Origin of the sequence: Azospirillum canadense, from assembly GCF_025961225.1 — a bacterium.
Lineage (GTDB): Bacteria > Pseudomonadota > Alphaproteobacteria > Azospirillales > Azospirillaceae > Azospirillum > Azospirillum canadense.
Genome location: NZ_JAOQNG010000003.1, coordinates 516,458 through 540,340, shown reverse-complemented (window position 1 = coordinate 540,340; position 23,883 = coordinate 516,458). Strand labels below are relative to the sequence as shown.

General features: G+C 67.2%; 18 protein-coding genes, 3 pseudogenes and 1 riboswitch. Of the genes and pseudogenes, 11 read left to right on the top strand and 10 right to left on the bottom strand.

What is annotated here, in order from left to right; genetic code table 11:
* Positions 1-57 precede the first annotated feature (57 nt).
* The 4 genes and pseudogenes from groL to M2351_RS20680 all read left to right on the top strand — a co-directional run bounded on the left by groL (position 58) and on the right by M2351_RS20680 (position 6,778).
* On the top strand, positions 58-1,692 hold the full coding sequence (groL, locus tag M2351_RS20695; protein WP_264657943.1) for a chaperonin GroEL: 1,635 nt from the start codon (positions 58-60) through the stop codon (positions 1,690-1,692).
* A gap of 1,038 nt (positions 1,693-2,730) precedes the next feature.
* Positions 2,731-3,404, top strand: a pseudogene (locus M2351_RS20690) (IS6 family transposase).
* A 279-nt stretch (positions 3,405-3,683) separates the two neighbouring features.
* Positions 3,684-5,756 (top strand): methyl-accepting chemotaxis protein, encoded by a 2,073-nt coding sequence (locus M2351_RS20685; RefSeq protein WP_264657942.1) that lies wholly within the window; start codon positions 3,684-3,686, stop codon positions 5,754-5,756.
* Between the two features lie 308 nt (positions 5,757-6,064).
* Positions 6,065-6,778: an IS6 family transposase gene (locus M2351_RS20680; RefSeq protein WP_264657941.1), complete on the top strand. Its 714-nt coding sequence runs from the start codon at positions 6,065-6,067 to the stop codon at positions 6,776-6,778.
* 134 nt (positions 6,779-6,912) lie between these two features.
* Here the strand turns inward: M2351_RS20680 and crcB are convergent, their stop codons facing one another.
* From crcB to M2351_RS20655, 5 genes and pseudogenes are all read right to left on the bottom strand, one after another.
* Complete coding sequence (crcB, locus tag M2351_RS20675) at positions 6,913-7,308, bottom strand: fluoride efflux transporter CrcB (RefSeq protein WP_264658099.1); 396 nt, start codon at positions 7,306-7,308, stop codon at positions 6,913-6,915.
* A 176-nt stretch (positions 7,309-7,484) separates the two neighbouring features.
* A riboswitch (Fluoride riboswitch) is annotated at positions 7,485-7,546 on the bottom strand.
* Positions 7,547-7,588: 42 nt separating this feature from the next.
* Positions 7,589-7,948: a DUF190 domain-containing protein gene (locus M2351_RS20670; protein ID WP_264657940.1), complete on the bottom strand. Its 360-nt coding sequence runs from the start codon at positions 7,946-7,948 to the stop codon at positions 7,589-7,591.
* 307 nt (positions 7,949-8,255) lie between these two features.
* Positions 8,256-9,101 (bottom strand): annotated as a pseudogene (locus tag M2351_RS20665) (IS701 family transposase); the annotation flags it as partial.
* A 51-nt stretch (positions 9,102-9,152) separates the two neighbouring features.
* Complete coding sequence (locus M2351_RS20660; protein ID WP_264657924.1) at positions 9,153-10,121, bottom strand: IS5 family transposase; 969 nt, start codon at positions 10,119-10,121, stop codon at positions 9,153-9,155.
* A gap of 40 nt (positions 10,122-10,161) precedes the next feature.
* A complete protein-coding gene (locus M2351_RS20655; protein WP_264657939.1) occupies positions 10,162-10,728 on the bottom strand; it encodes a hypothetical protein in 567 nt (188 codons plus the stop codon).
* 742 nt (positions 10,729-11,470) lie between these two features.
* On the opposite strand from M2351_RS20655, the gene M2351_RS20650 reads away from it, so the two are divergent.
* The 3 genes from M2351_RS20650 to M2351_RS20640 all read left to right on the top strand — a co-directional run bounded on the left by M2351_RS20650 (position 11,471) and on the right by M2351_RS20640 (position 13,852).
* A complete protein-coding gene (locus M2351_RS20650; protein WP_264657938.1) occupies positions 11,471-12,280 on the top strand; it encodes a helix-turn-helix domain-containing protein in 810 nt (269 codons plus the stop codon).
* A gap of 106 nt (positions 12,281-12,386) precedes the next feature.
* On the top strand, positions 12,387-12,902 hold the full coding sequence (locus M2351_RS20645; RefSeq protein WP_264657937.1) for a hypothetical protein: 516 nt from the start codon (positions 12,387-12,389) through the stop codon (positions 12,900-12,902).
* A gap of 722 nt (positions 12,903-13,624) precedes the next feature.
* On the top strand, positions 13,625-13,852 hold the full coding sequence (locus tag M2351_RS20640; protein WP_264657936.1) for a hypothetical protein: 228 nt from the start codon (positions 13,625-13,627) through the stop codon (positions 13,850-13,852).
* Between the two features lie 158 nt (positions 13,853-14,010).
* Here M2351_RS20640 and M2351_RS20635 read toward each other — a convergent pair whose 3' ends face one another.
* Positions 14,011-14,631: a DUF2934 domain-containing protein gene (locus M2351_RS20635; RefSeq protein ID WP_264657935.1), complete on the bottom strand. Its 621-nt coding sequence runs from the start codon at positions 14,629-14,631 to the stop codon at positions 14,011-14,013.
* Positions 14,632-15,012: 381 nt separating this feature from the next.
* Here M2351_RS20635 and M2351_RS20630 point away from each other — a divergent pair, with 381 nt between their 5' ends.
* The 3 genes from M2351_RS20630 to nhaA (M2351_RS20620) all read left to right on the top strand — a co-directional run bounded on the left by M2351_RS20630 (position 15,013) and on the right by nhaA (M2351_RS20620) (position 18,026).
* Entirely contained in the window at positions 15,013-15,468 is a 456-nt protein-coding gene (locus M2351_RS20630; protein ID WP_264657934.1) for a MucR family transcriptional regulator, read from the top strand.
* 287 nt (positions 15,469-15,755) lie between these two features.
* Positions 15,756-16,724, top strand: coding sequence for an IS5 family transposase (locus M2351_RS20625; RefSeq protein WP_264657933.1), 969 nt, complete (start codon positions 15,756-15,758; stop codon positions 16,722-16,724).
* A gap of 123 nt (positions 16,725-16,847) precedes the next feature.
* Entirely contained in the window at positions 16,848-18,026 is a 1,179-nt protein-coding gene (gene nhaA / locus M2351_RS20620) for a Na+/H+ antiporter NhaA (RefSeq protein ID WP_264657932.1), read from the top strand.
* Between the two features lie 116 nt (positions 18,027-18,142).
* Here the strand turns inward: nhaA (M2351_RS20620) and M2351_RS20615 are convergent, their stop codons facing one another.
* From M2351_RS20615 to M2351_RS20600, 4 genes and pseudogenes are all read right to left on the bottom strand, one after another.
* Entirely contained in the window at positions 18,143-19,417 is a 1,275-nt protein-coding gene (locus M2351_RS20615) for a DUF6745 domain-containing protein (protein ID WP_264657931.1), read from the bottom strand.
* Positions 19,418-19,469: 52 nt separating this feature from the next.
* Positions 19,470-19,802 carry a hypothetical protein gene (locus M2351_RS20610; protein ID WP_264657930.1) on the bottom strand — a complete coding sequence of 111 codons (333 nt, stop codon included), beginning with the start codon at positions 19,800-19,802 and terminating at the stop codon, positions 19,470-19,472.
* A gap of 253 nt (positions 19,803-20,055) precedes the next feature.
* A pseudogene (nhaA, locus tag M2351_RS20605) lies at positions 20,056-21,869 on the bottom strand (Na+/H+ antiporter NhaA).
* Between the two features lie 58 nt (positions 21,870-21,927).
* Entirely contained in the window at positions 21,928-22,701 is a 774-nt protein-coding gene (locus M2351_RS20600; protein ID WP_264657929.1) for a M48 family metallopeptidase, read from the bottom strand.
* A gap of 185 nt (positions 22,702-22,886) precedes the next feature.
* On the opposite strand from M2351_RS20600, the gene M2351_RS20595 reads away from it, so the two are divergent.
* Positions 22,887-23,855, top strand: a complete 969-nt coding sequence (locus tag M2351_RS20595) for an IS5 family transposase (RefSeq protein ID WP_264657924.1) — start codon at positions 22,887-22,889, stop codon at positions 23,853-23,855.
* Positions 23,856-23,883: the final 28 nt, after the last annotated feature.

Here is a 23,883-nt window from a genome sequence, read left to right as displayed (position 1 = left end):
GGCGGTCATAACCGCCTGAGCGTCGCGGTCCATGCGTTGCCAAGGGAGGGTTGAGCCATGACTGCCAAAGAGGTGAAGTTCTCCACGCTGGCCCGCGAGAAGATGCTGCGCGGGGTGGACATTCTGGCCGATGCCGTGAAGGTGACGCTGGGGCCCAAGGGCCGCAACGTCGTCATCGAGAAGTCCTTCGGCGCGCCGCGCATCACCAAGGACGGCGTGACCGTCGCCAAGGAGATCGAGCTGCCCGACAAGTTCGAGAATATGGGCGCCCAGATGGTTCGCGAGGTGGCCTCCAAGACCAGCACGGAGGCCGGTGACGGCACCACCACCGCGACCGTGCTCGCCCAGGCCATGGTACGCGAGGGGGCAAAGGCGGTGGCTGCCGGGGTGAACCCCATGGACCTGAAGCGGGGCATCGACAGGGCCGTGGAGGCGGTGGTGGCCGATCTCACGGTGCGGGCCCGCAAGATCACCACCAATGAAGAAATCGCCCAGGTCGGCATCATCTCGGCCAACGGCGACCGCGAGATCGGCGACATGCTGGCGCAGGCCATGCAGCGGGTCGGCAACGAGGGCGTTATCACGGTGGAGGAGGCCAAGAGCCTCGGCACCGAACTGGACGTCGTCGAAGGCATGCAGTTCGATCGCGGCTATCTTTCGCCCTACTTCGTCACCAACGCCGACAAGATGATCGCGGAGATGGAGGACGCCTTCATCCTGCTGCACGAGACGAAGCTGTCGGGCCTGCAGGCCTTGCTGCCGGTGCTGGAGCAGGTCGTGCAGTCGGGCAAGCCGCTGCTGATCCTCGCCGAGGACGTCGAGGGCGAAGCGCTCGCTACACTGGTGGTGAACAAGCTGCGTGGCGGCCTGAAGGTCGCGGCCGTGAAGGCGCCGGGTTTCGGCGACCGCCGTAAGGCCATGCTGGAGGACATCGCGGTCCTGACCGGCGGTCAGGTCATCTCCGAGGAACTCGGCATCAAGCTGGAGAGCGTGACCATCGTCATGCTCGGTCGGGCCAAGCGCGTGCGCATTGAGAAGGAGACCACCACGATCATCGACGGCGCCGGCCGCAAGGAGGACATCCAGGCCCGCACCGCGCAGGTCCGCGCGCAGATCGAGGAGACGACGTCGGACTATGACCGCGAGAAGCTGCAGGAGCGTCTGGCGAAGCTGGCCGGCGGCGTGGCGGTCGTGCGGGTCGGTGGTTCCACCGAGGTCGAGGTGAAGGAGCGCAAGGACCGCGTCGAGGATGCCATGCACGCCACCCGCGCGGCGGTGGAGGAAGGCATCCTGCCCGGCGGGGGCGCCGCTCTGCTCTACGCCGCTCAGGCGCTGCACTCCCTCGCCCCGGAGAACGACGACCAGCGGATCGGCATCGACATCGTCCGGCGTGCCCTCCAAGCCCCAGCGCGCCAGATCGCGACCAACGCCGGGGTGGACGGCTCGATCGTCGTCGGCAAGCTGCTCGACCGCGGCGAAGCGCACTGGGGTTACGACGCCCAGAACGACCGGTACGGCGACATGTTCGGCTTCGGCATCGTCGACCCGACCAAGGTGGTGCGCGTCGCGCTGCAGGACGCCGCCTCGATCGCCGGCCTGCTGATCACGACGGAGGCCATGATCGCCGAGAAACCGGAGAAGAAGGCCGCTCCGGCGATGCCCGGCGGTGGCATGGGGGACATGGACTTTTGAGTCCTCACGGCGGCTGGCCCGCAGCGGCCAGCCGCGCCACCGTTCGGGCAAGCGACTCACGGCGGGTCGTGCAGGCGCCGCACGCTGTCCGCAGCAGCATCACGGCCCTTGCAAACGGATCCTACCTTCCGCAAACGCCTGCGCGGCTTCACGCGTGTGCGCCCGTCCCATCATCACGCGTCGGTCACCGTCTTGCAGCGCCTCCCACCACCATTCCTCCGGCGAGCTTTCACAGCGGAAGACCTCGGTTTGTCATTTCCCCAGGCGCGTCCAGGCCCCGTCCCCCGGACGGCCACCAGGGGTGCGGATTGGATGCCACACCGTCATGGTGTCGTTTCCTTCTTCCGATCGCGTGGCCAAGGGCGGCCGGCGGACAGGGTCACGGCACCGGGTCGGGAGCCGCGCCCGCCGGCACCACCGTGAGCGCCTCCTCGACGGCCGCCCGCAGCTGGTCCGGTAAAGCGGCTTGTGCAGGAGATGGCAGCCGCTCGCCTTCATGGCGAGAAGGCGACCAAGCCCAGTGTCGCCGCTCAGGATGAGCCCCGGCATGGCCGGTCCCAGTCGCGCCCACACCGCCTGCACGAGGTCGATGCCGGTGATACGGCCGGCGCCTGAAGGGTTCCCAGATGAGGATGCCGGACTCATTTAAGCGGCATTTCAGGAAGAGTTTATCCGGTTCGTCGCGTTGGCGCTGAGAACATGTTTGTAGCCGAGGGATCCTGGCCGGCGCGGAGCAGTATGCTACTTTCAGCTGAACAGGGTGGTGCGGTGGCGGAGCGGTCTGGTAGCTCTGCGGGCTTCGTTCTGACCTCTTGGAAACGTAGTCTATGGGCACCGCCGTTCATCCCGCAAGCACCACGCCGGCCTCGTGGGACGCGTTCTCCGACGTCGATGCCTTCGTGGATGAGGCGATGACCGAGCTTGCGGCCATGGCCGCGGACAGCAGGCGGTCGACGCGATCTGGACCGAAGCTGGCGCGGCATTGTCACGGAAACCTCGGGGATGGCGATCGTGGTCTGGGTTGGGCATGCTGACGGAATGAGACGTGATCCCGATCCCCACTACCGCCATCGCTTTCCCGCCGAGCTGATCGCGCACGCCGTTTGGCTGTACCACACGTTCCCGCTCAGCTTCCGCGATGTCGAGCGGCTCCTGGCCGAGCGCAGTGTCGAGGTCTCCTACGAGAGGGTGCGGCCCTGGTGCCGCAAGTTTGCCCAGACCTTCGCCATCCGGCTGCGCCGCCGGCGGCCGAAACCCGGCGACCACTGGCACTTGGATCAGGTCTTCATCCGGATCAACGGCGTCCAGCACGATCTCTGGCGTGCGGTCGACCAGGACGGCGCGGTGCTCGACATCCTGGTGCAAAGCCGGCGCACGACCAAAGCCGCCAAGCGCTTTTTCACGAAGCTGTTGAAGGGCTTGCTCGACGTGCCGCGGGGCGTCATCACCGACGGCCTGAAATCGTCTGGAGCCGCCAAGGCCAAACTCATCCCCCGGGGCGAGCACTCGCATCCGCCGCCCCGGCTACGCGAGCGACGGATGAAACGTTCAAGTCACCTCGGCAAGCACAGCAGTTTCTCTCCGCACATGGCCCCATTCACCAGCACTCCCACCCTCGCCGACACCGGATGGGTGCGGCCGAGTATCGTGTACACCGCGCCGGGGCTCTCGCTGTCTGGAAAGAGGAGACGTGTGCTCGCACCGCAGCATAAGGACGGCCACCGCTCCGCTGCACGCCTTTTCACGGCATCGCTCAAGTTAATGTGACGATGCCGTGTCGGGTCGTGCGGGAGCAGCCCACGTGGCGCCACGGGGCCATGGCGGTCAACAGAGACTGCCAGGATTCGCACGTTCGCATCGGGCATGCGATGGCCGTGACATCGCTCCTTTGCCCAAATTTGGTAATCATTCGTTATAAATTTGTGGCCATTTGTTTTTCAAAGGGAAACGAGCTGCCACCAAAAAGAGCAGCGACATCATAGGGAAGCGACATGAGACAATCCCTTACGACGGTGATGACCGCCAGCGTGGGTGCTATCGGCCTTTTGCTGTGTTCCGTACTCGGCTACGCGATCGTCGACGCCGCCTCCGATTGGGGGCACAGCCAGCGGGCCAAGGAGCTGACAGCCGCCGATCGGGCCGCATTCGACCGTATGAAAAAGATCCGCCTGCGCCGGGGGGACGTCCAGAACCTGCTGCTCGCCAGCGACACACCACGCGGTGCACTTGAGACGGTGCACAAGGATTCGGAAGCGGACATGCGCGCCGTCGTGGAGGCCATTGCCGGAGCTCGATTGCCCGACGGACCGCAACTCGGCCGTGAGATCGAAAGCCGCTGGAGCGCCATCGCTTCCACCTACCAAGCCATTCTCACCGAAGCGGATCGACCGAAGACGCAGCGGGACATCAAGAACACCGACGCTTGGTACAAGGCGATGGGCGGCGTCATCGATGCGATCGCCGCGGCGTCGCTCGCCATGGCCAACGAGACCCGGATGCAAAGCCCGCGCATCGCGGAAATGATTCTGGTGCGCCAAGCCGCGTGGGATGCGCGCGACTTCACCGGCCGTGAGTGCTCGCAGGTGCGGGGCAATGTCGTGACCAGCAAGCCGCTGAGCACCGACCAGCTTCGCGCCTTTGCGGCGAACCGCGGTGGGGCCGACCTGTCGTGGAACAAGCTCAAGGATCTGCTGAGCCGTCCCGGCGCCCCCATGGCGGTGCGCGGCCTTTTGGAAACGGCCTACACATCAGTGATGGCCAACCGGGCGGCGCAGGACGCTGTCCTCGCCAAGTTCGATGGGTCGGGCCAGCCGGCGATGGCAGCCGATGCGTGGAATAAGCTCTGCACGTCGTCCCTGGGCCCGCTCATGGAGATCGGCGCCCGTGCGTTGGACGAGGTGGGCCGTCTGGCCGACGAGGACGTCGCCGAGGCACGCACGCGCCTGCTCATCGCCAGTGGCCTGTTGCTGGCGGCCGTCCTGATCACCGGTTGGACGGCCGTGTTCCTCGTCCGCCGGTTCCGCCGGCCCATCGGTGCGCTCACCCACGCGGTCGACCAGCTCACACGGAAGAACTACACCGCCCCCGTCCCCTCCACCGGCTACGAGGACGAGCTTGGCCGCATGAGCCTCGCGTTGGAGCAACTGCGCCGGCAAGCGTTGCACAGCCAGGAACTCGAAGCCGAGCAAGCGGCTGCGGCCGAGGCGCGCGAGCGGCGGCGGGAGGCCCTTGAGGCGGCAGTGGCCGACTTCCAGGCGGTGGTTGGTGCGGTGTTGCTGGCGCTGGGCACGGCCAGTTCCACCATGGCCCAGACCTCGCACGCCATGTCCGGCACGGCGGAGCACACGAGCGGGCAGGCCAACAACGCCGCCGCCGCGTCTGAGCAAACCTCGTCGAACGTGCAGACGGTCGCCGCGGCCACCGAGGAACTCGCCGCGTCCATCCAGGAGATCGGGCGCCAAGTGACCACCTCCACGACCATTTCGGCGCGAGCGGTGGAGGACGCCCGGCGCATCGACGGGCTGGTGAGCACCCTGGCGGACACTGCCCAGCAGATCGACACGGTGGTCGGTCTGATCAACTCCATCGCCGGACAAACCAACCTGCTGGCGCTGAACGCCACCATTGAGGCGGCGCGAGCCGGGGAGGCCGGCAAAGGCTTCGCCGTGGTCGCCTCGGAGGTCAAGGCTCTGGCCACCCAGACCGGGCGGGCCACCGAGGAGATTCAGGCGAAGGTGAGCGAGATCCAGGGGGCGACGACCGGGGCCGCCGAGGCCATGCAGGGCATCGCGGCGACCATCGGCCAGCTCAACGAGATCGCCACGGCCATCGCGGCGGCGATCGAGGAGCAAGGGGCCGCCACCCAGGAGATCGCCGACAACGTCCAGCAGGCGGCCCGTGGCACGCAGGAGGTTTCGGACAACATCGCCACCCTGCGCCAAGCCGCTGGTCAGACCGGCAGCGCCGCCGGGCAGGTCACCGACGCCGCCGGCCGCGTCACCGCCGAGACGGACCGCCTGCGGGGTGAGGTGGAGCGGTTCCTCGGTGCCATCCGGACGGCCTAATGCCGTAACATTGGCCCTTTAGGGGTGGGCGCTGTTACTGAGCTTGGCCCGTGGCGCACGCCCCTTTTGGCCCGTTCGGGCTGAGGACCTCGCCCCCTCACCCGCGTTGGTTCGTCCCGCCGGTGAGCGATGATCAACCGCTCACTGGCACATGGGCCGCTGAAACACGATCGATTTCTCCCGCATCATCGTACTGCCTGGTCGTGCCTACGGGTCTTGGGTATGGAGGTCGGTTCTGTTGCAGGGTTTGCCACGCAGGCCAGATCGCGTAGAACCCTGGCCGGTTCGGCAGCTGGGGTGACAGGGTGATGCGGTCGAAGAGGAACCCGTTCAAAGGACGGCAATTCACGTCCAACGTCATCTTGTGGGCGGTGCGCTGGTCCCTGCAGTTCCCAATCAGCTACCGCGATCTCGAGTGCATGCTGGCCGACCGCGGCGTTTCGGTCGACCACACCATGCTCTACCGCTGGATCCAGGCCTACGCCCCGGAACTGGACCGGCGCCTCCGCCCGCACCTGCGGATGACGACCGGCTCGTGGCGGGTCGACGAGACGTATGTCAAGGTGAAGGGGCGGTGGGTGTATCTGTACCGTGCCGTCGATGGGCGCGGACAGGCCATCGATTTCCTGCTCAGCGCCAAGCGTGATGACGCGGCCGCGCGGCGCTTCTTCCGCAAAGCCCTGAGGCAGGCCCACACGGTCAACCCGCGCACCATCACCGTCGGCAAGAACGCTGCCTATCCGAGCGCGACCATGGCGATGAAGAAGGACGGCGAGCTGTGGCGCTTCGCCAAGCTCCGTCAAGTGAAGTATCTTAACAATATTGTTGAACAAGATCACCGGCGCATCAAGCGGCTGGTTCGGTCGGGGCTCGGGTTTCAGGGCTTCCACATGCCGCGTCGGACGATCACCGGCTACGAAATCATGGCGATGGTGCGCAAAGGACAAGTCGCCGCCATTCCCGCCAACGACATGCCCGCCCAGGCGACCTTCATCGCCGGTCTGTTCGGTGTTGCCGGCTGACGACACGGACGCCGCGGCTCTCCGCACCAACCGTCAAACTTTGCAACGGAACCCGTAGAAGGGCTTTCCGCCGCAGATGTCCTGCTCGCTGGTGTGGACGCGCAGCAGCACGGCCTCGGTTGAGGCCGCATGAATCAGGCTCCTTTCAGCTGATTGAGGCTGGCCGCGGCCATGTGCCCGAGCCAGACCGCGATCATGCAGAGCACGACCGACAGCACGACGTTCCACCCGGCCTGGAGCCACTCGCCGTCCTGCATCAGGCTGAGCGTCTGGAGGGAGAAGGACGAGAAGGTCGTGTAGCCCCCACAGATGCCGACCATCACGAAGGTACGTGCGTCCGAGGAAACGAAGAGGCGACCATCTGGGCCGGTCAGCGTGGCCGTGAAGCCGATGACAAACGAGCCAACGATGTTCACCACCAGGGTGCCCCAGGGGAACGTTGGCCCGAGGGCGTTGGCGACGAAGCCGGAGCACCAGAAGCGAGCAACGCTGCCGATGGCGCCGCCAAGGGCAACCAGTGAGTAGGTCAGGAACATTGTTCTTCTCGGACGAAACGGAGGATGGTGGGTGGGAGGACTCTGCCGCCGACGATGAGACGGATGGGCCGGTGTCCAATGCGCAACCAAGCGACGTCTCCTCGTGAGTGGACGCATGGACGCGGGAAGAGCCGGAACAGCGGGGCTCAGGCAGTCTCCTACCGCGGACATGCGCAGCAGGAGTCATCGGCCCTCGCGGGCGGTTTCGGGGGACCCCATCCCCATCGCCAAGCAGGGTACCCGGCTTCGCCTGGAAATCAACCGCTCGCTGGCCTCAGGTCAGGCGCGTCGGCTCGCGGATGGTTTCCTGGCCATATTGGAGCACTTGGATCTTCTCCAGCGTGACGAGGCCGCTCGTCATCATGCTGTCGAGAACCGGGAGTAAGGCGCTCACCTTGTCCTCACTGTCCACGATCTCGACGACGAGCGGCAGATCCTGCGAGAGCCGGAGGATCTTGGTGGTGTGCACCCGGCTGGAGTGCCCGAAGCCCATGCCGCCGCGCAGCACGGTGGCTCCGGCGAGGTGCATCTCGCGCGCCTTCGTGACGATGCACTCGTAGAGCGGCTTGCCGTCGTGGCGGTCGTCCTCGCCGATGAAGATCCGCAGCAGCACCGCGTTCTTCGGAACAGTCATCTCCGCGCCCTCCCAATTGCCCGAGCGCCCTCCATTCATGTGGTGCAATTCGTGGTGACTGCGCTATCGAAATCCGGGTTCTTGAAAGTTTTATGTGGCCAATCGGCGGTTGAATGCGACAATGCCTTCAACCTTTAGCATGTAGCGTCGTGGTTACGCGGAGAGTGGCCATATAGTACTACTGTGTCATAAACGGTGCTTTTGCAGGGAGCAGGCCTGAAGGCAACACGGGCATCTGGGCAGGCGACGGGCCAAGCCGACTGAGATAAGGCGCCGGACGGAGGCGATCGAGGTTGGCACGTGGCGTTCAGGGCGCACGAGCTCCTCGGGGCCTGTACTCTGCGGGAACGACAGGTGTCGGGCGCGGCCCGGGCTGGAAGCGGTGCTCAGGGGGGAAAAGACATCGCTCGGCGACCAGAAAGCCGTAGGCGGCGATGCACAGGCTGGCGTGATGATGAAAGCCGCGCCAGCCCCGCCCTTCGAAATGGCCGAGCCCAACCTCTTGCTTGAGTTCGCGATAATCGCGTTCGATGCGCCACCGCCCCTTGGCGGCGGCCACCAACTCAGTCCGCGTGGTCCTCTTGGGCAGGGTGGACAGCCAATACTTGGTCGGCTCCTTTTCCCCCTTGGGCCATTCGATCAGCAGCCATTCCTCGGCGTGCGGGTCGCTTCGCCAGTCGTCCCGATGCGCCGGCCGGACGCGCACCGCGGCAAAGCGCGAGGCCAGAGGAGCGTTTGTGCCCTCGCGCCAGGTGATCGTACGCCACGCCTGAACCGAGAGGCTTTTGGCCAAGTCCAAGGCCGAGACGGGCTTGTGCTCCGCATCCCGACGCCTCAACTTGGGAGGCCGGCCCACACCGCTCCACGGTTTGGCTGGCAATGGCTCCTGGCCGGGGGGCCACAGGCTGATCGAAGATTGCACGCCGACGACGTAGCGCAGACCAAGCTCGGTCAGCTCCGTGCGGAAGTCCGTGTCGATGCCGTAGCCGGCATCGCTCAGCACCAGCCCGCAGGGCACACCCTTGGCCAGGGCCGCGCGCACTTGGCCGAGCGCGAGCTGCGGTTTGGTCTCAAAGCCGATCGCCGCGGGCACGCCAGCGGTGCGCCGCCGCTCCGGATCGTCCGCCCAGGTCTGAGGCAGGTAAAGGCGGTGTTGGTGCAGCGAGGTCCGCACAGACGCAGTGAAGCCTGACACGACCTTTGATCAGGCGATGCGGACGGAGTTCGGGCGTGCTTGATCGATCATCCGGTTCAGGATGATGACGCCGGTGGCGGCTTCAGTTCGTTGGCCGGGCAACGTGCGTGCACGCAGCTGGTCGCCGAGGATGCGCTTGTAACGCGCCATCGCGGTTTCCGCCTTCGCCCGCTCGCCATAGTCGGTCTGCTTTTGCCAGCCTGAGCGCCCGTGCTCGGCCAGGCTCTGGATGTGGCGGTCCCGCTGGGTCGGGGCGGTTGTGGCGGCCTCGCTCACGACCGCCGTGGCGCGCGGGGGGATGATCACCCGAGCCCCGGCATCCCGGGCGGCGATGGTCTGGTAAATCGGTTCGCCGTCGTACGCGCCGTCAGCCATGACGGTGTCGATGGGGCCACTGATCTGGTCGAGCAGCGGTCCGACCTGGGAGGCGTCCCCGTCGCTGGTGGTGGTCAGCGTGGCCGCGACGATGGCGCTGCTGGCGGCATCCACCGCGAGATGGAGTTTGCGCCAGGTCCGCGGCCCGCGCACGCCATGCTTGTCGCGGTGCCACTCGCCGGCCCCGTAGACCTTCAAGCCGGTGCTGTCGATCACCAGCGTGACCGGGCCCGTCGGCAGGGCCGTGGCCAACACCGGCGTCAAGCGCGCCGCCCGGCGACTGATCGTCGTGTGGTCGGGAACCGGCAGGTCCACGCCCAGGAGATCCAGCAACGAGCCGAGCAGCCCCTCGGTCTGGCGCAGCGGCTGATGAAACACCAAGCGGACCATGAGGGCTGTTTCGATAGCCGTCTGCGAGTAGCGCGCTTGCCCACCGGGCGTCGTCCGCGGCGCCGCTCGCCAGGCGGCGATCGCCGCGTCGCTGACCCACAGCGTCAGACTGCCGCGCCGGCGCAGTCCGGCTTCGTACGACGCCCAATTCGTTACTTTGAACCGCATCTTCGGGATGTGATGGCGCCGCGCGTCGTTGTGTTTGTTCGGCATGCCGAGGCTGACCAATCCGGTAATCAAGAGACGCGCCCTTCTACACGATGACCCAGGACCGGCAATCCCGAACCTCGCTGCACCAACGCCGGGCTTCGCGGATCTCCGAGATGCTGAGCGTGCGGCGCACCCGAGCGAGTTCCTTCTGGATCTCGTAGAAGGAAAAACGCATCTGGACCTTGGCGTTGCGCAAGCTGTCGCCGTCCACCAGCACCAGCCGCGCCCGCTCGGTCGCCAGCCGCCGGATGACCTCTTCGACCAACTGCTCGCGCTCGCCAGGCAGGGCTTCGACCCGCATCACCTTGTATTTGGAGACCCCGTCCCCGTTGCTGTCGACGCGCACGCGGCGCTTGATGCGCGCCGGGTCAAGGGTGATGACGTAGGGCTCGCCGTTGTAGAAGAACGAACGTGTCACCGACTCCACATGCGTGATGTCGCGCTTTTCGTCGCCGCCGCGCTCTCCGGACGCGAAAACAAACCGTGGCGCCAGATCGTACAACCCCACCGCGTTCGTCTGCCGGGCGTCGTCGTCCTGCTCGGGCTCGTGCTCCCACAGGGCGAACTGCAGGGTCGATCCCTGCTGGCCCGTCGCCACGTCTGTGCTCATCGGCATCTCCTTCACCATCCAGAGTACCGGCGTGCGTCGCTTGCCGACAACGACGTTCCGCCAGGACGACCATTTGGGTGGTTAGGAACGGCTCGCCCCTATGGAGGTTTGGCTCGCCTCTATGGAGGAACGGTGCGCTCCCATGAAGGACGGGTTCGCGGCCCTGGAGGAACGGTGCGCGGGCCTGCCCCGGCGCGCCGTATGCCCACCCGACTCGGAAGCACCGAGACCGGCAGCCGCCGCGGGCCGCGACGTTCTCCGCCGGCAACAAACAAAGCGCGCACCGTTCCTCCAGGTTGTTCGCGATGGACCGCCGAATGGCCGCGAACCGCTCCTTCACCCTTGCCCCCCGCTCCCCGGCCAAGCGCGACCATGGAGGACGGGTGCGCGCCTTGAAAGGTCCCCGCCCCGCGCACCGTTCCTCCAGAACGGCGGGACATCCGGTTTCTGAGGGCCAGGGCGCGCACCGTTCCTCCAGAGGGCGCGATCCATTCCTCAAGAATCCGATTCGCGGTCTTCCCGCGCACTGATCCTCCGGACACCGCGCACCGATCCTCCACACCGCGCACCGATCCTCCAGACGCCGCGCGCGCTTCCTCCAGAGGCGCGCACCAATCCTCCGGGAGCGCGCGCCACCCCTCCATGGAGGAGTCGCGCGCGCTTGGGAGTCCGCCATCCGCTCGGGAATCCTGCTCCGCACGATCGCCGGCCTGTCCGGCACCACACGTTGGGGAGTGTCTCGATGCCGACCGCAAGCGTTGCCGATCTGCCCGACACCGGGCGTTGGGGCCGTATCCCGTCTTGGTGGCTGGAGCACCCGGACCTGGACGCCGACGGCTTTGCCGTGCTGGCCGCCCTGGCCACCTTCGCCGACGAGACCGGACTGTGCTGGCCATCGCAGTCGACGTTGGCCGCCAAGCTGAAGCGCTCGCGGCCAACGATCAACCGCATCCTCCAAGGGCTCAGCAACATCGGCCTGGTGAGCATCGAGCATCGCCGCGGCCGCGACGGCGCCCGCCTGTCGTGCCTTTACCGCCTGCGGTTCGTCCCGGAGGGAGAGGGGGAGGAGCCGGCGGCGACCGCCTCTGGCCTTAGGCGGGCCGCCGACAGGGATGACTCAGCCACGAACGCCCCCTGTCCGCCACCGAGTCAGAAACAGGTCCATCCTAAACAGATTCCAGACTCGCTCGCCTCCTGCGCGCAGGCTCCGGTGCGCACGGTACCGGTGGACTGGATGCCAACGGCCGACGACATGGCCTGGGCCCGGGTTAGGCACACCGACATTGATCTCAGCCGCCATGTCGAGGCGTTCGTCCTGCGCTGCCAAGCTCATGGCTATCGCTATCGGGACGTGTCCGCGGCATGGCGCGCGTGGTTGGCTCAGGACGTTGCCGCCGGCAAGGCACCGGTCCTGCGCAACACGTCCGCGACCGACACGCCAGCCGGTCAGCCACGGCGCGCCCGGGACAGCGCGGCGCAGCGCGTTGACGCGTGGGCGGCCACAGCTGCCGAACTGCGCCAGCGCGCCGCCACACCGTCACCTTGGTCGTGAGGAAGACCGGCATGCCAGCGCGCAACATCGCAGCAGTCCCAAGCACACGGTCGCCACTGCCGTTCAACCCGGCGATGCCCGCGGCCGAACGCTTTTGGTCGGGGCGTTGCCAGCCCCCCTTCAGGAGTTGCTGGCCGCCGGCCATACCGAACGCCGCCCGCGGTTTTCCGACAACGGCTTCGATGGCATGGCCGAAACTTGGTCGCCGCCGGTGGGCGTTACGGTCCAGCACGCCGCCCTGGCGCAACGTGCCTTGGACGACCTGAGGATGACGGCGCTGCCTCCAGCCCCCACCGACCACGTCCTCGCCCGCGTCCTCACGCTTCTGAGCCACTTCCCGTCGAAGGCCATGACCCCTGATGTCGAGCGTCTGGTAGCTCTGGATTGGGCCGAGGATCTCGGCGAATACCCGGCCTGGGCCATCGACGCCGCGGCCCGGCAGTGGCGGCGGTCCAAAAAATGGCGGCCGTCCATCGCGGAGATGCGGGATCTGTGCGACGCTCTCTGCACGGGAGAGCGCGCGTTGGCCGAGCGGCTTCAGGCGGTCGTTCGGGCCGGCCGAGCGGATCAGGCCGGCGCGGGCAGGGCGCCGACAGCTGGAGCGATCCGGAGGATGCGGTGACGCCTGGCTGGCGCCTGCCGCGACCGCTTGGGCCGTGGCCGCTTCCGCCTTCTCCGCCGCGACACGGAACCGAGCGGTCGCACGGCGCTCCGTGAGAGGACCCCGGCAGCTTGGCAAGCTGCGCCGTCCTCTTCCGGCGTCGGCGTCGTTTCGCCTTCGCGGACGGGCCAAGTGTCCTCACAGCGCCCATTGCCTTTCTCCCGGTCGGTTGACCAAAGACGGGCATGGCGCAGAGCGGCGTGGTTCTGGGACGCTTTCACCACCAGGTGGCGGAAGGGATGCCCACACCGACGCGTGGTCGCGGCCGAGAGCCGGGTGCCGGGCTCGATGGCAACGCCCTTGGGGGCCAAGCGCTTGGCGTCGCGCGCCGAGATCACCGGCGTGGCGACCTCCGGCATCGTCGAACGCGGTGAGGCCTCGCATGGCTTGGTTGCTCCACGCCGGCCGGTTTGCCGAGGCTCGCAGCCATCGAAGACACCCGGCAGCTTGATCCCACCCTGACCCTGCGTTCCTACCACCCCGTTGAGCAACGGGTGACCGGCTGGGTCGAGCCGTTGGGACAGCGTGGAGGAGTCGGACGCGCCCCATGCGAACCCACACCCGTCAGTCAAGCAGGTGTGGCCTCTGGCGGTGCGTGGGATCCGGCGGAACGGGGACGGCACGCTCAGCTGGACGTTTGGCCCCCACATCCGGGCGCGCCGAACCGGTTTCCCACGGCGGAGGTGATCGCGCTGTGGTCGCGCCTCATCGGCCCGATGCTCCTGCTCAGCAGCGCGACGAGCCGGCATGCCGATCCGCAGATCCTCGGCCTCCTGCCGCATTTTCAGAACGCACGGGCGGTGACGATCGCCGACGCGGGGCACTGGCTGCACCACGACCGGCTCGAGGAGGTTCTGGCGGTCGTCCGCCCCTTTCTGGCCGATGCGGAGACCGGTATGATAGCGGACTGACGGTGCCGCCGTGCACGGCCGCCGAGGTCTATGGGCCATGGGCACGGCCGATGTGATCAGGCAGCCGTTCGGGCTCGTGTGTCGGCCAGACCGATGTTCAGGACGTTGACCCGAACGCGCCGCCGCTTTGCGCCACCGGGCGTTCTGGTCGGAGTCCGTCAATGCACGCTTGCGGACGAGCGGCGCTTTCCGGTGGCACGGCGCGCCGTGGCCGTGGGCGTCACCGGCGAGGATGTTCCGTTTTCCTTGGTCGCACCGGTCGCAGCCGCTGTCTTCCGCTTCGCGGCCGGCTCACCCTTGGCCGGACTGGCTGCTGCCTTCGCGACGTCGGTTGGCGACCACGCCGCCTTGCGACCCTTGGCTGGCGTGTCGGTCTTCGTCGCAGCCGCCGTTGTCCGTCGTGTTTTCTTGTTGGGCTGAGCGATCGCCTCCACGGCGTCCGACACGGTTTCCACTCCCGCGGCGACGGCGTCGCTCACCGTCTCGGCGACCATCCGCCCCATCTGGCGAGCGGCGTCCGTGAGCGTGTTCTCCGAAGTCTTCGTCTTGCGTGAACGCCGCGGCTTGTCGGGCGGAGCGGCGGCTGGGGCCGGCGTTGCCGCCTTGCGGCGGCGCTTCGCCACCGGGGCGGTTTGCGCTGCGTCGGCAGCCTGTTCCTCCGCCTCGATCTCCCGGCGCGCCTGGATCCAATGAACCTCCGCCATGCCCTCTGGGCGGCCGTCGCGTTCCCAGAGGCTGTGCGCCCGCTCCCGGATGCGCGCGTCGCGGTCTTCTGTCATGTCTGCCTCGGTCCAGTCAGCGCCGTCTCATTGCCTGACATGTGGAGCACGGCGTTGGAATGAAAACCCCTCTTTGTATTTACCCTGATGAGCGTGAGGTCTGAACTTCGAAAATTGTTCGTCGCTGAAACCTCTGCGCCTGGGCGGGGCATTGCCCCGATGCCACCACGTGCGGAGAGGCTCCAGTGCTTGTTCAATGAACGCACATTGGCCCAAGTCCCGAGGCCTTTGGTGATCGGAATACGAAGAAGCGGTTCAAGATATGGCATCGGCGAGGGTTGCCTGACTATTCGAAAACCCGTATGAGAGACGATGAAATTTGCCACATGGACCAATGACCCCGCAGCAAAAGGGTCGCGCAAGGACAGTCAGGAGAGTGTGATGGAGCGTGAGAAGCTGGTCGCGTTGACCGCCGAAATCGTCGCGTCCTATGTCAGCGCCAACCGGGTCGCTTCCAGCGATGTTCCGCTGGTGGTGAACGCAGTGTTCGACGCCCTGGCCGGCACTGGCCAGCCGAAGGTTGAGGCGGTGAAGCAGGAACCGGCGGTGCCGGTCAGGAAGTCGGTGACGCCGGACTACATCGTCTGCCTGGAAGACGGCAAGAAGCTGACGATGCTCAAGCGGCACCTGCGCACTGCTTACAACATGTCGCCTGCGGAATATCGGGCCAAGTGGAACCTGCCGCCCGACTACCCGATGACGGCGCCCAACTACGCTGCCAGGCGCAGCGCGTTCGCCAAGCAGTCCGGTCTTGGAACCAACAAGCGTGTCACGGCCGCGGCGGTGACGCCGAATGAACCCGCTCCCGCGAAGGGCCGGCGCAAGAAGGCCGCCTGACGTTCGGCTTCCGGCACGGCGGCTGGCTGGAACGGGCAAGCCGCCGTGCATGTGCCGGCAGCGACGCGGCGCTGGCTTCTCCCCTCGCACCGCAGGCCTCCAGCGGAACGGTGCAAACCCGACGCGCGGCCCCGGTCCGGTGCCGCTATGTCACCAAACGTGCGCGGGATGGCAGGCGGGTGTGGATGTGGTGCCCATTCACGGGACTTTGGCGCACAAACCGGATGATGGTTGGCGTAGGGCACCTTGGCGGTTAGAGAAGCGGCTTTGCAGAAGCCGAGTTTCCGATGCCGGACAAAGCCAACCAGAGCCGACGTCACAAGATCCCACACGCCCGCTACCGGGTTGAGAACTGGGCGTCCTACGATGCGGCGCTGCGCCGGCGCGGTGACCTGACGCTCTGGGTGACGCCGGAGGCGATCGCCGCCTGGACACCGCCCGCCACGGGACGGCGCGGCCGATCAGCGCTCTACTCGGACATCGCCATCGAGGCAGGGATGATGCTGCGCCTGGCGTTTGGTCGACCGTGGGGCCAAACCGAGGGCTTGCTGGGCTCGCTGATGCGCCTGCTCGGCCTGGACCTGCCGGTTCCCGACCACACGACCTTCTCCCGGCGCAGCGCCGATCTGGCGGTCGCGGCGGCGCTGACCAGCACGGACGGACCGGTGGCGGTGGTCATCGACTCCACCGGGCTGACGGTGTTCGGCACGGGCGAGTGGCATCTGGAAAAGCACGGCGGCCAAGCACGCCGGAGTTGGCGCAAACTGCATCTGGCCGTCATTCCCGATACCGGCGAGATCCTTGCCTCGGACCTGACGACCACGGAGCAAGGCGATGCCTCTCTGGTCGGCCCGCTGCTCGATCAGATCACCCGCCCGATCGGCACGCTGCTGGCGGACGGAGCCTGCGACGGCGAGCCCGTGTACCGTGCGGTGAGTGCACACACGCCAGACGCCGAGGTGATCATCCCGCCGCGCGCGACCGCGGTGCCGAGCGACACGGCCGGGAGCACCCCCAGTCAACGCGACCGCCATATCCAACTGATCGCACAACGCAGACGGCTCGGCTGGCAAAGGGCTGTTCATTACGGCCGCCGGTCGTTAGCCGAGGTGGCGATGATGCGCGACAAGCAACTCATCGGGCGCAGCCTGCGCGCTCGGTGTCTGCCGGCCCAGAAGGTCGAGGCCGCCGTCGGCTGCAAGGTCATGAACATCATGACCCGCTTGGGTCTGCCGATCTCCCGCAAGACCGCCTGATCACCGCGGCCCAACGGTGGACTCCGCCACCACGCCGATTTGTGCGCCAAAGTCCCTTACACGTGCTGTTGCAACAAAAAAAGGATCTTGCGCCGCATGACACACCAGAAAGGCCGGAGGCGGATGCGCCCTCTGTCCCTCCTTCGCGATTTCCTGGACAGCGAGGCCTCCGGCGGCCTCCTGCTGATGGCCGCCGCGGCCCTCGCCCTCGTGGTCGCGAATTCCCCACTCGCTCCCCTATACTTTTCCGCTCTCCACGCCCCGGTGGCGGGCCTGGCTGTGCTGCATTGGATCAACGACGGCCTGATGGCGGTGTTCTTTCTGCTGGTCGGGCTGGAGATCAAGCGCGAGATGCTGGACGGGCAGCTGGCCTCCTGGCCGCGGCGGGCGCTTCCCGGCCTAGCCGCTGCCGGCGGCATGCTGGCGCCCGCGGTGATCTACGCGGCGGTGAACGCGAGCGACCCGGTCGGCCTGCGCGGCTGGGCCATCCCGGCGGCGACCGACATCGCCTTCGCGCTGGGCCTCATCTCGCTCATCGGGCCGCGGGTGCTGGCCTCGCTGAAGGTGTTCCTGGCGGCGCTGGCGATCCTTGACGATCTGGGCGCGGTGGTGATCATCGCGCTGTTCTACACCGCCGACCTCTCGCTGGGCGCGCTCGGCTTGGCGGCGGCGGCGTTGCTCGTGCTGATCGCCTTCAACCGCTTCGGGGTGACCCGGCTGTGGCCGTGCCTGACGGTTGGCGTGGCGCTCTGGGCGTGCGTTCTGGCGTCCGGCGTGCACGCCACCCTGGCGGGCGTGGCCTTGGCCCTGACGATCCCGGTGCGCGCCACGCCGGGGCGGCGCGACGAGTTGACCTCGCCGCTGCACCGTCTGGAGCATGCGATCACCCCCTGGGTGGCGTTCGGCATCGTCCCGATCTTCGGCTTCGCCAACGCCGGGGTGTCGTTCACCGGCATGGATCCGTCGGCGCTCGTCGGGCCGGTGCCTCTGGGCATCGCGCTCGGGTTGTTTGTCGGCAAGCAATGCGGCGTCTTTGCCGCCTCCTGGCTGGCCATTCGGAGCGGGCTGGCCGACCTGCCGGCAGGGGCCAGCTGGCGGCAACTCTATGGCGTGGCCCTGCTCTGTGGCATCGGTTTCACCATGAGCCTGTTCATCGGCGCGCTGGCGTTTCCGACGTCCCCGGAGCTGGCGGACGCCGTGAAGGTCGGTGTTCTCGGCGGCTCCCTGCTGTCCGCGCTTGCCGGCTGGCTGGTGCTGCGCCGCGCGCCGCGTGAGGCACTGAGCGCCGCCAAGACGGCGTGAATGGGCGGCCAACGGCGGCGTGGGACCGATGTCGGCTTTTCTGGGCGCGGCCCGGCACGGCCGACATCGGCACCGGCCGGGAGCACCCCAAGGGATGTGTGCGTCGTCCGTCCGCGTCATGTCTCGCGCGTCGGCCGGTAGGCGTCGGCATCCAGGCCGAAGGTCCACGCGACGCCCTCACGCGGTGTGGCTGTGGTGGGCGGCACCCGCAGCCAATAGACCCGGCGTTGCCCGTCGGGCTCCGGCGTGGCGTTCCGCACCCGCACCATCACCAGCGGCTCACCATCGAATTGCGGCGCGCACCAGAGCTGGCCGGCGGCGTCCTCAGCGATCTTGTGGCCACCGAATGCACGCATCAGACGCTCCGGGCCGAAGCACTCGATGAGGACGCGGCGCAAGGCCGGGCTGGGCTCCTGCCGAACGGCCTCCGCCGACAGGCGATCCAGGTCCAGATCGAGATCGCCTCCGACCTCGCCGTCGATGGCCAGCAGCACCGTGCCATCCGCCCAGCGCACCGCCGCCCCGGTGCTGTTGTGCAGAGCGCCCTCGCCGTTCACGTGGCACTCGGTTGGTGGCGCCAACACGAGGGCCACGTTCCGATACATCCACAGGGCACCGACATGGTTCAGCAAACCAATCGCCACCCGCTGCATTGTGGACGGGCGTGGACAGGCCCGGGCCGTCGTGGATTGACCGGAGAAACACGCTTCGGCGGGACACAACGGAGCCGGCATCAACCGGCCGCGCAGCCATCGCACGACGGCGTGCAACGCTGTGTCCGGCAGCCGTGGGCCAGGAGAAGCTCGTTTCAGCAGATCGCTCATACGCGCGTTGAGCAGCGGGCCGAAGCGGTGGGGCAGGGGCGCGGATCCGGCGGGTGGAGGGGTGACGAGACCGCCCAGAGCCAGGGTGGCGATTCCGCCACCCGCCGCGCTGACGGCTGACAGCTGGGGAACAACGAAAGGGGCTGCCGTCGCCGCACCCAGGAGAATGAGGAGGCATGCTCCCCGCGCGGTGTGGACCCTGTGCCGCACGTCCCGCCAGCGCCAGTCCAAGCCGCCAATCAGGCCTGCGAGCGCCAGGACCATGGCGCTGCCAATCCACGGGACGCGGGTGGATGAGGACGCAGCTTCTCCCAGACCTGCCGGGCTGGTTGTCAGCAGCGGAGCCACGCTGACGGCCAATCCCAAAACCAGAGCCATCGACAGCACCCACCGACGCCAGGTGACCCAGGCGAGCACCCGGTAGGCGTCGCGCGGGCCGGCGAGCCACACGATGAACCGCGGCGCCGCCAGCCCCGCGGCATCATAGACGTCGCGGATGCTCTGCTCCGCCTTGACCCGATCGCCCTTTGGCAGCAACGGCCAAGGCGCGGGAAGCCCATCATCCATGGTGGTCGGGTCCGGGTAATCCACCGCTCATGCCGAGTTTCGGCCGTATCGCTCAGTCGGCAACCAGGCCGGCTTGGGCGCGCGGCCGGTACTCGCGCTGGCGGCGCACCTCGTACAGCCCCGGTTCGACGTTGACCGGGGCGTGTTCCTCGTGCCGAAGCGCGACCGGGCCAGGGCCGTGAACCTGGATGAAGCCGCGTCCGGTCTCATCCTCGCGAAAATAGCGCACGCGCTCGGCGGCCATGCTGTGGGCATGGCCGGTCACCTCGCCACGGGCGAGGATCACCCGCCCGTCGGCCGCCTCCACGGGCCGGCTGCCGGGCAGCAGGACAGTGGCCGCGACGAGAAGAACATCGCCTTGGCGGTATTGGGTTGCTCGGTGCATCGCTCCCTCCCAGCCGGATCAGCACAGGCACACCTAGGGTCCGCACGGAACTGTAGACCTCTCCTCCGCCGAGCCGGCACCGGTGCGGATGGACATGCCTGTCGGTTCTAGGCCCCCCGGAAGCCAAGTCCGCTTGGCGCCGACCAACGCCACGGTGACCGTCCGTCCGTGACCGCCGTGCTGGTGGCCATCGAAACAGGGGCACTCGCCACCTCGTGCTCGTGCCGGAGTACAGGGAGCTTTCAGCACAAGGTCACGCCTTAGCCGCAGTGAACAAGATCGCGGCACCAATGGCCGCGCACAATACGGAAGCAAGAAGGATGGAACGCTTCACCATGTCCAACTGCGCCCCTTCGAAGGTGGCCGCCGCAATGAAAATCGACATGGTGAAGCCGACTCCGGCCAGTGCCCCGGCACCCAGCATCTGCATCCAACCGATCTCGGACGACAAGGCTGCAACGCGCCGCCGAACCGCGAGCCAGCACACAAGCAGGATGCCAAGCGGCTTTCCAACGACCAGCCCCGCGATGACGCCGAACGCCTCTGGAGCGTTCAGGCTCATGCCGGAGCCGGTGATCGGAATGCCGACGTTGAAGAAGGCGAAGAGCGGAAGGATCAAAAAGTTCGACCAGTTCTCCAGCCGATGCTGGAGGTGATAACCAGGCTCACGCAGCCGAGTGAGGGCATTTTCGAGAATTCTCAAGGTCGTCGGACGAATCGTCGCCGGCTCATGCTGCCCCGCATCGGTGCGACGCAGCTCCGCATCGAACATGACGGCCGTCTGCGCGGCGATGCCGCGCACGTCGCCGCTGCGTCGGGAGGGAATGGCAAACGCAGTCAAGACGCCGGCGAGCGTGGCGTACAGGCCGGACTCGTGAATGAAGCCCCAGAGGAGCAGGCCGAGAACGAGGTAGGGGGTGGACGAGTAGATGCGCGCCCGATTCAGGCCGAGCATGACGGCAAACATGCCGCTCGCCCAGACCAGAGCGGAGGCGTGCAAACCTTCGCTGTAAAACAGCGCGATCACGATGATCGCACCCAGGTCATCGACGATCGCCAGCGCCGAGACAAAGACTTTCAGCGAAGTCGGGACGCGGCGGCCGAGCAGCGCCATGAGGCCGAGGGTGAACGCGATGTCGGTCGCCATCGGCACGCCCACCCACCGATCGTGCCGCGCCCCCAGTCGAACGCCGTGTAGATCAGTGCCGGCATCGCCATACCGCCAACCGCGCCGATGAACGGCAGTGCGGCGCGTCGCGGGTCCGACAACTCGCCCGTGAGCAACTCGCGCTTGATCTCGATGCCGACGACGAGGAAGAAGATTGCCATCAGGCCATCGTTGACCCACGTCATCACGGGCAGGGTGAACACCCGCTCGCCGTACGACAGCCCGACCGGCGTGCCGCGAATGTGCTCGTACGCTCCGTAACCGCCGAGATTCGCGAAGGCCAATGCGGCGATGGTCGCCAGCACCAGGACAACGCCGGCGGACGCGGCCCATTCGAAGAAGTCGGTGCTGGCCAGCCGAAGCTTGACACCGAAAGGCTTTTCCAAAGCCTCGATCAACGCGTCTTCGTCCCACGCACCCTTGTAGAGACGATTGTTGATGAAGAGGAGCGGGGCGGACCGGTATCCCGCATCGACCACGGAGGCACGATCCTGCTCGACGCGTTCCACGGTCTCGTGCGCGTTCAAATCGTCTGTAAAGCGCTCAAGATCGAGGCCAATGCGCTCCGCGAGGGCGGTGACGGTGGCCTCGTTGTAGGCGTGCTCATGCGCGAACAGGGCATCGTGCATCTCCGTAAACTTGCCTTGCCGACCGGCCGCGACAGCGGCACGAGCGGCGATTTCGCTTTCGGGCGCTCGGTGCGGCAATGGGTTCTGCCGGATGGCGATGACCGCTCCTTCGCGGCCGAAACGGTGGACCGAGCGGCGCACGATGTCACGGGCGCGACGAGCAGGCTCGAAGGTGTAGTCCACGTACCAAACCAGCCTGGTCTTTGCCTGCGGGTCACCGAACAGAAAGTCCCGCTTCGCATCGAGGCGCCGCTTCAGGAAATCCGCCACCCAGCAATCCTCCTCAACGCAGTACGCGGTGGATGTGATCTTGGCGTCCTTGATCCGATCAGCTTGGCTTGTAGGCCGCCTTCGCTTCGGGCATCAGTTTTTGCAGCGCGGCGATGCGGTCCTCGGTGCCGGGGTGCGTGGACAGGAAGGTCGGCGGTTGGGCCCCTGCCTCCTTCATATTCTGCCACAGCTCGATCGCCGCCTGCGGGTCGTAGCCGGCACGCGCCATCATCAGCAGGCCGATGCGGTCGGCCTCCAGCTCCTGGTTGCGGGAATAGGGAAGGATCAGGCCGTACTGAGCCCCGGTGCCGAGAGCCGCGGCGATCAGGGCGCTGCCGCCGAGGCCGCTTGCCCCCAGCACGGCACCGAGGATCCCGGTGCCCGCCTCCGTGGCCATCTGGGTGCTGACGCGTTCGGCCGCGTGACCTTCCAGAGTGTGGGCGATCTCGTGCCCGATGACCGCGGCCAGCTGTGCGTCGGTCTTGGCGTAGCGGAACAGGCCCTCGTAGACGCCGATCTTCTGGCCGGGCAGGGCGAAGGCGTTGGTTTGGTCGTCCTTGAGCACGCGCACCTCCCACTCACCGGCGTTGAGGCCGGCGGCGCGCAGCAGGCGCATCGACACCTGCTCGGCCCGGCGCTGATAGGATTGGTTGTTGGAGGTCGGGGTTGTCGCCAACAGGCGCTGCCAGTCCTGCCGACCGAGATCAACGAGTTGCTCCTGCGACCCAAGGTTCAGCCCGAGGCCGGTGGCGTTTCCGGTGCATCCGGCCAGCACCAAGCAAGCGGCCAGCGCCGCCGCAAGGCGCAAGGGACAGACAGTCTCGCTCGGCATGGGCCACCCTCCGCAAGTTTTCTGCTCGCCTCAACTTCCAGGCCGCGTGACGGTTCCGAGCCCGGCCTTGATCCTCTCGTCATTCGCCTCGCTGAGGCGTTGGTGCAGCGAGGTTCGGGATTGCCGGTCCTGGGTCATCGTGTAGAAGGGCGCGTCTCTTGATTACCGGATTGGTCAGCCTCGGCATGCCGAACAAACACAACGACGCGCGGCGCCATCACATCCCGAAGATGCGGTTCAAAGTAACGAATTGGGCGTCGTACGAAGCCGGACTGCGCCGGCGCGGCAGTCTGACGCTGTGGGTCAGCGACGCGGCGATCGCCGCCTGGCGAGCGGCGCCGCGGACGACGCCCGGTGGGCAAGCGCGCTACTCGCAGACGGCTATCGAAACAGCCCTCATGGTCCGCTTGGTGTTTCATCAGCCGCTGCGCCAGACCGAGGGGCTGCTCGGCTCGTTGCTGGATCTCCTGGGCGTGGACCTGCCGGTTCCCGACCACACGACGATCAGTCGCCGGGCGGCGCGCTTGACGCCGGTGTTGGCCACGGCCCTGCCGACGGGCCCGGTCACGCTGGTGATCGACAGCACCGGCTTGAAGGTCTACGGGGCCGGCGAGTGGCACCGCGACAAGCATGGCGTGCGCGGGCCGCGGACCTGGCGCAAACTCCATCTCGCGGTGGATGCCGCCAGCAGCGCCATCGTCGCGGCCACGCTGACCACCACCAGCGACGGGGACGCCTCCCAGGTCGGACCGCTGCTCGACCAGATCAGTGGCCCCATCGACACCGTCATGGCTGACGGCGCGTACGACGGCGAACCGATTTACCAGACCATCGCCGCCCGGGATGCCGGGGCTCGGGTGATCATCCCCCCGCGCGCCACGGCGGTCGTGAGCGAGGCCGCCACAACCGCCCCGACCCAGCGGGACCGCCACATCCAGAGCCTGGCCGAGCACGGGCGCTCAGGCTGGCAAAAGCAGACCGACTATGGCGAGCGGGCGAAGGCGGAAACCGCGATGGCGCGTTACAAGCGCATCCTCGGCGACCAGCTGCGTGCACGCACGTTGCCCGGCCAACGAACTGAAGCCGCCACCGGCGTCATCATCCTGAACCGGATGATCGATCAAGCACGCCCGAACTCCGTCCGCATCGCCTGATCAAAGGTCGTGTCAGGCTTCACTGCGT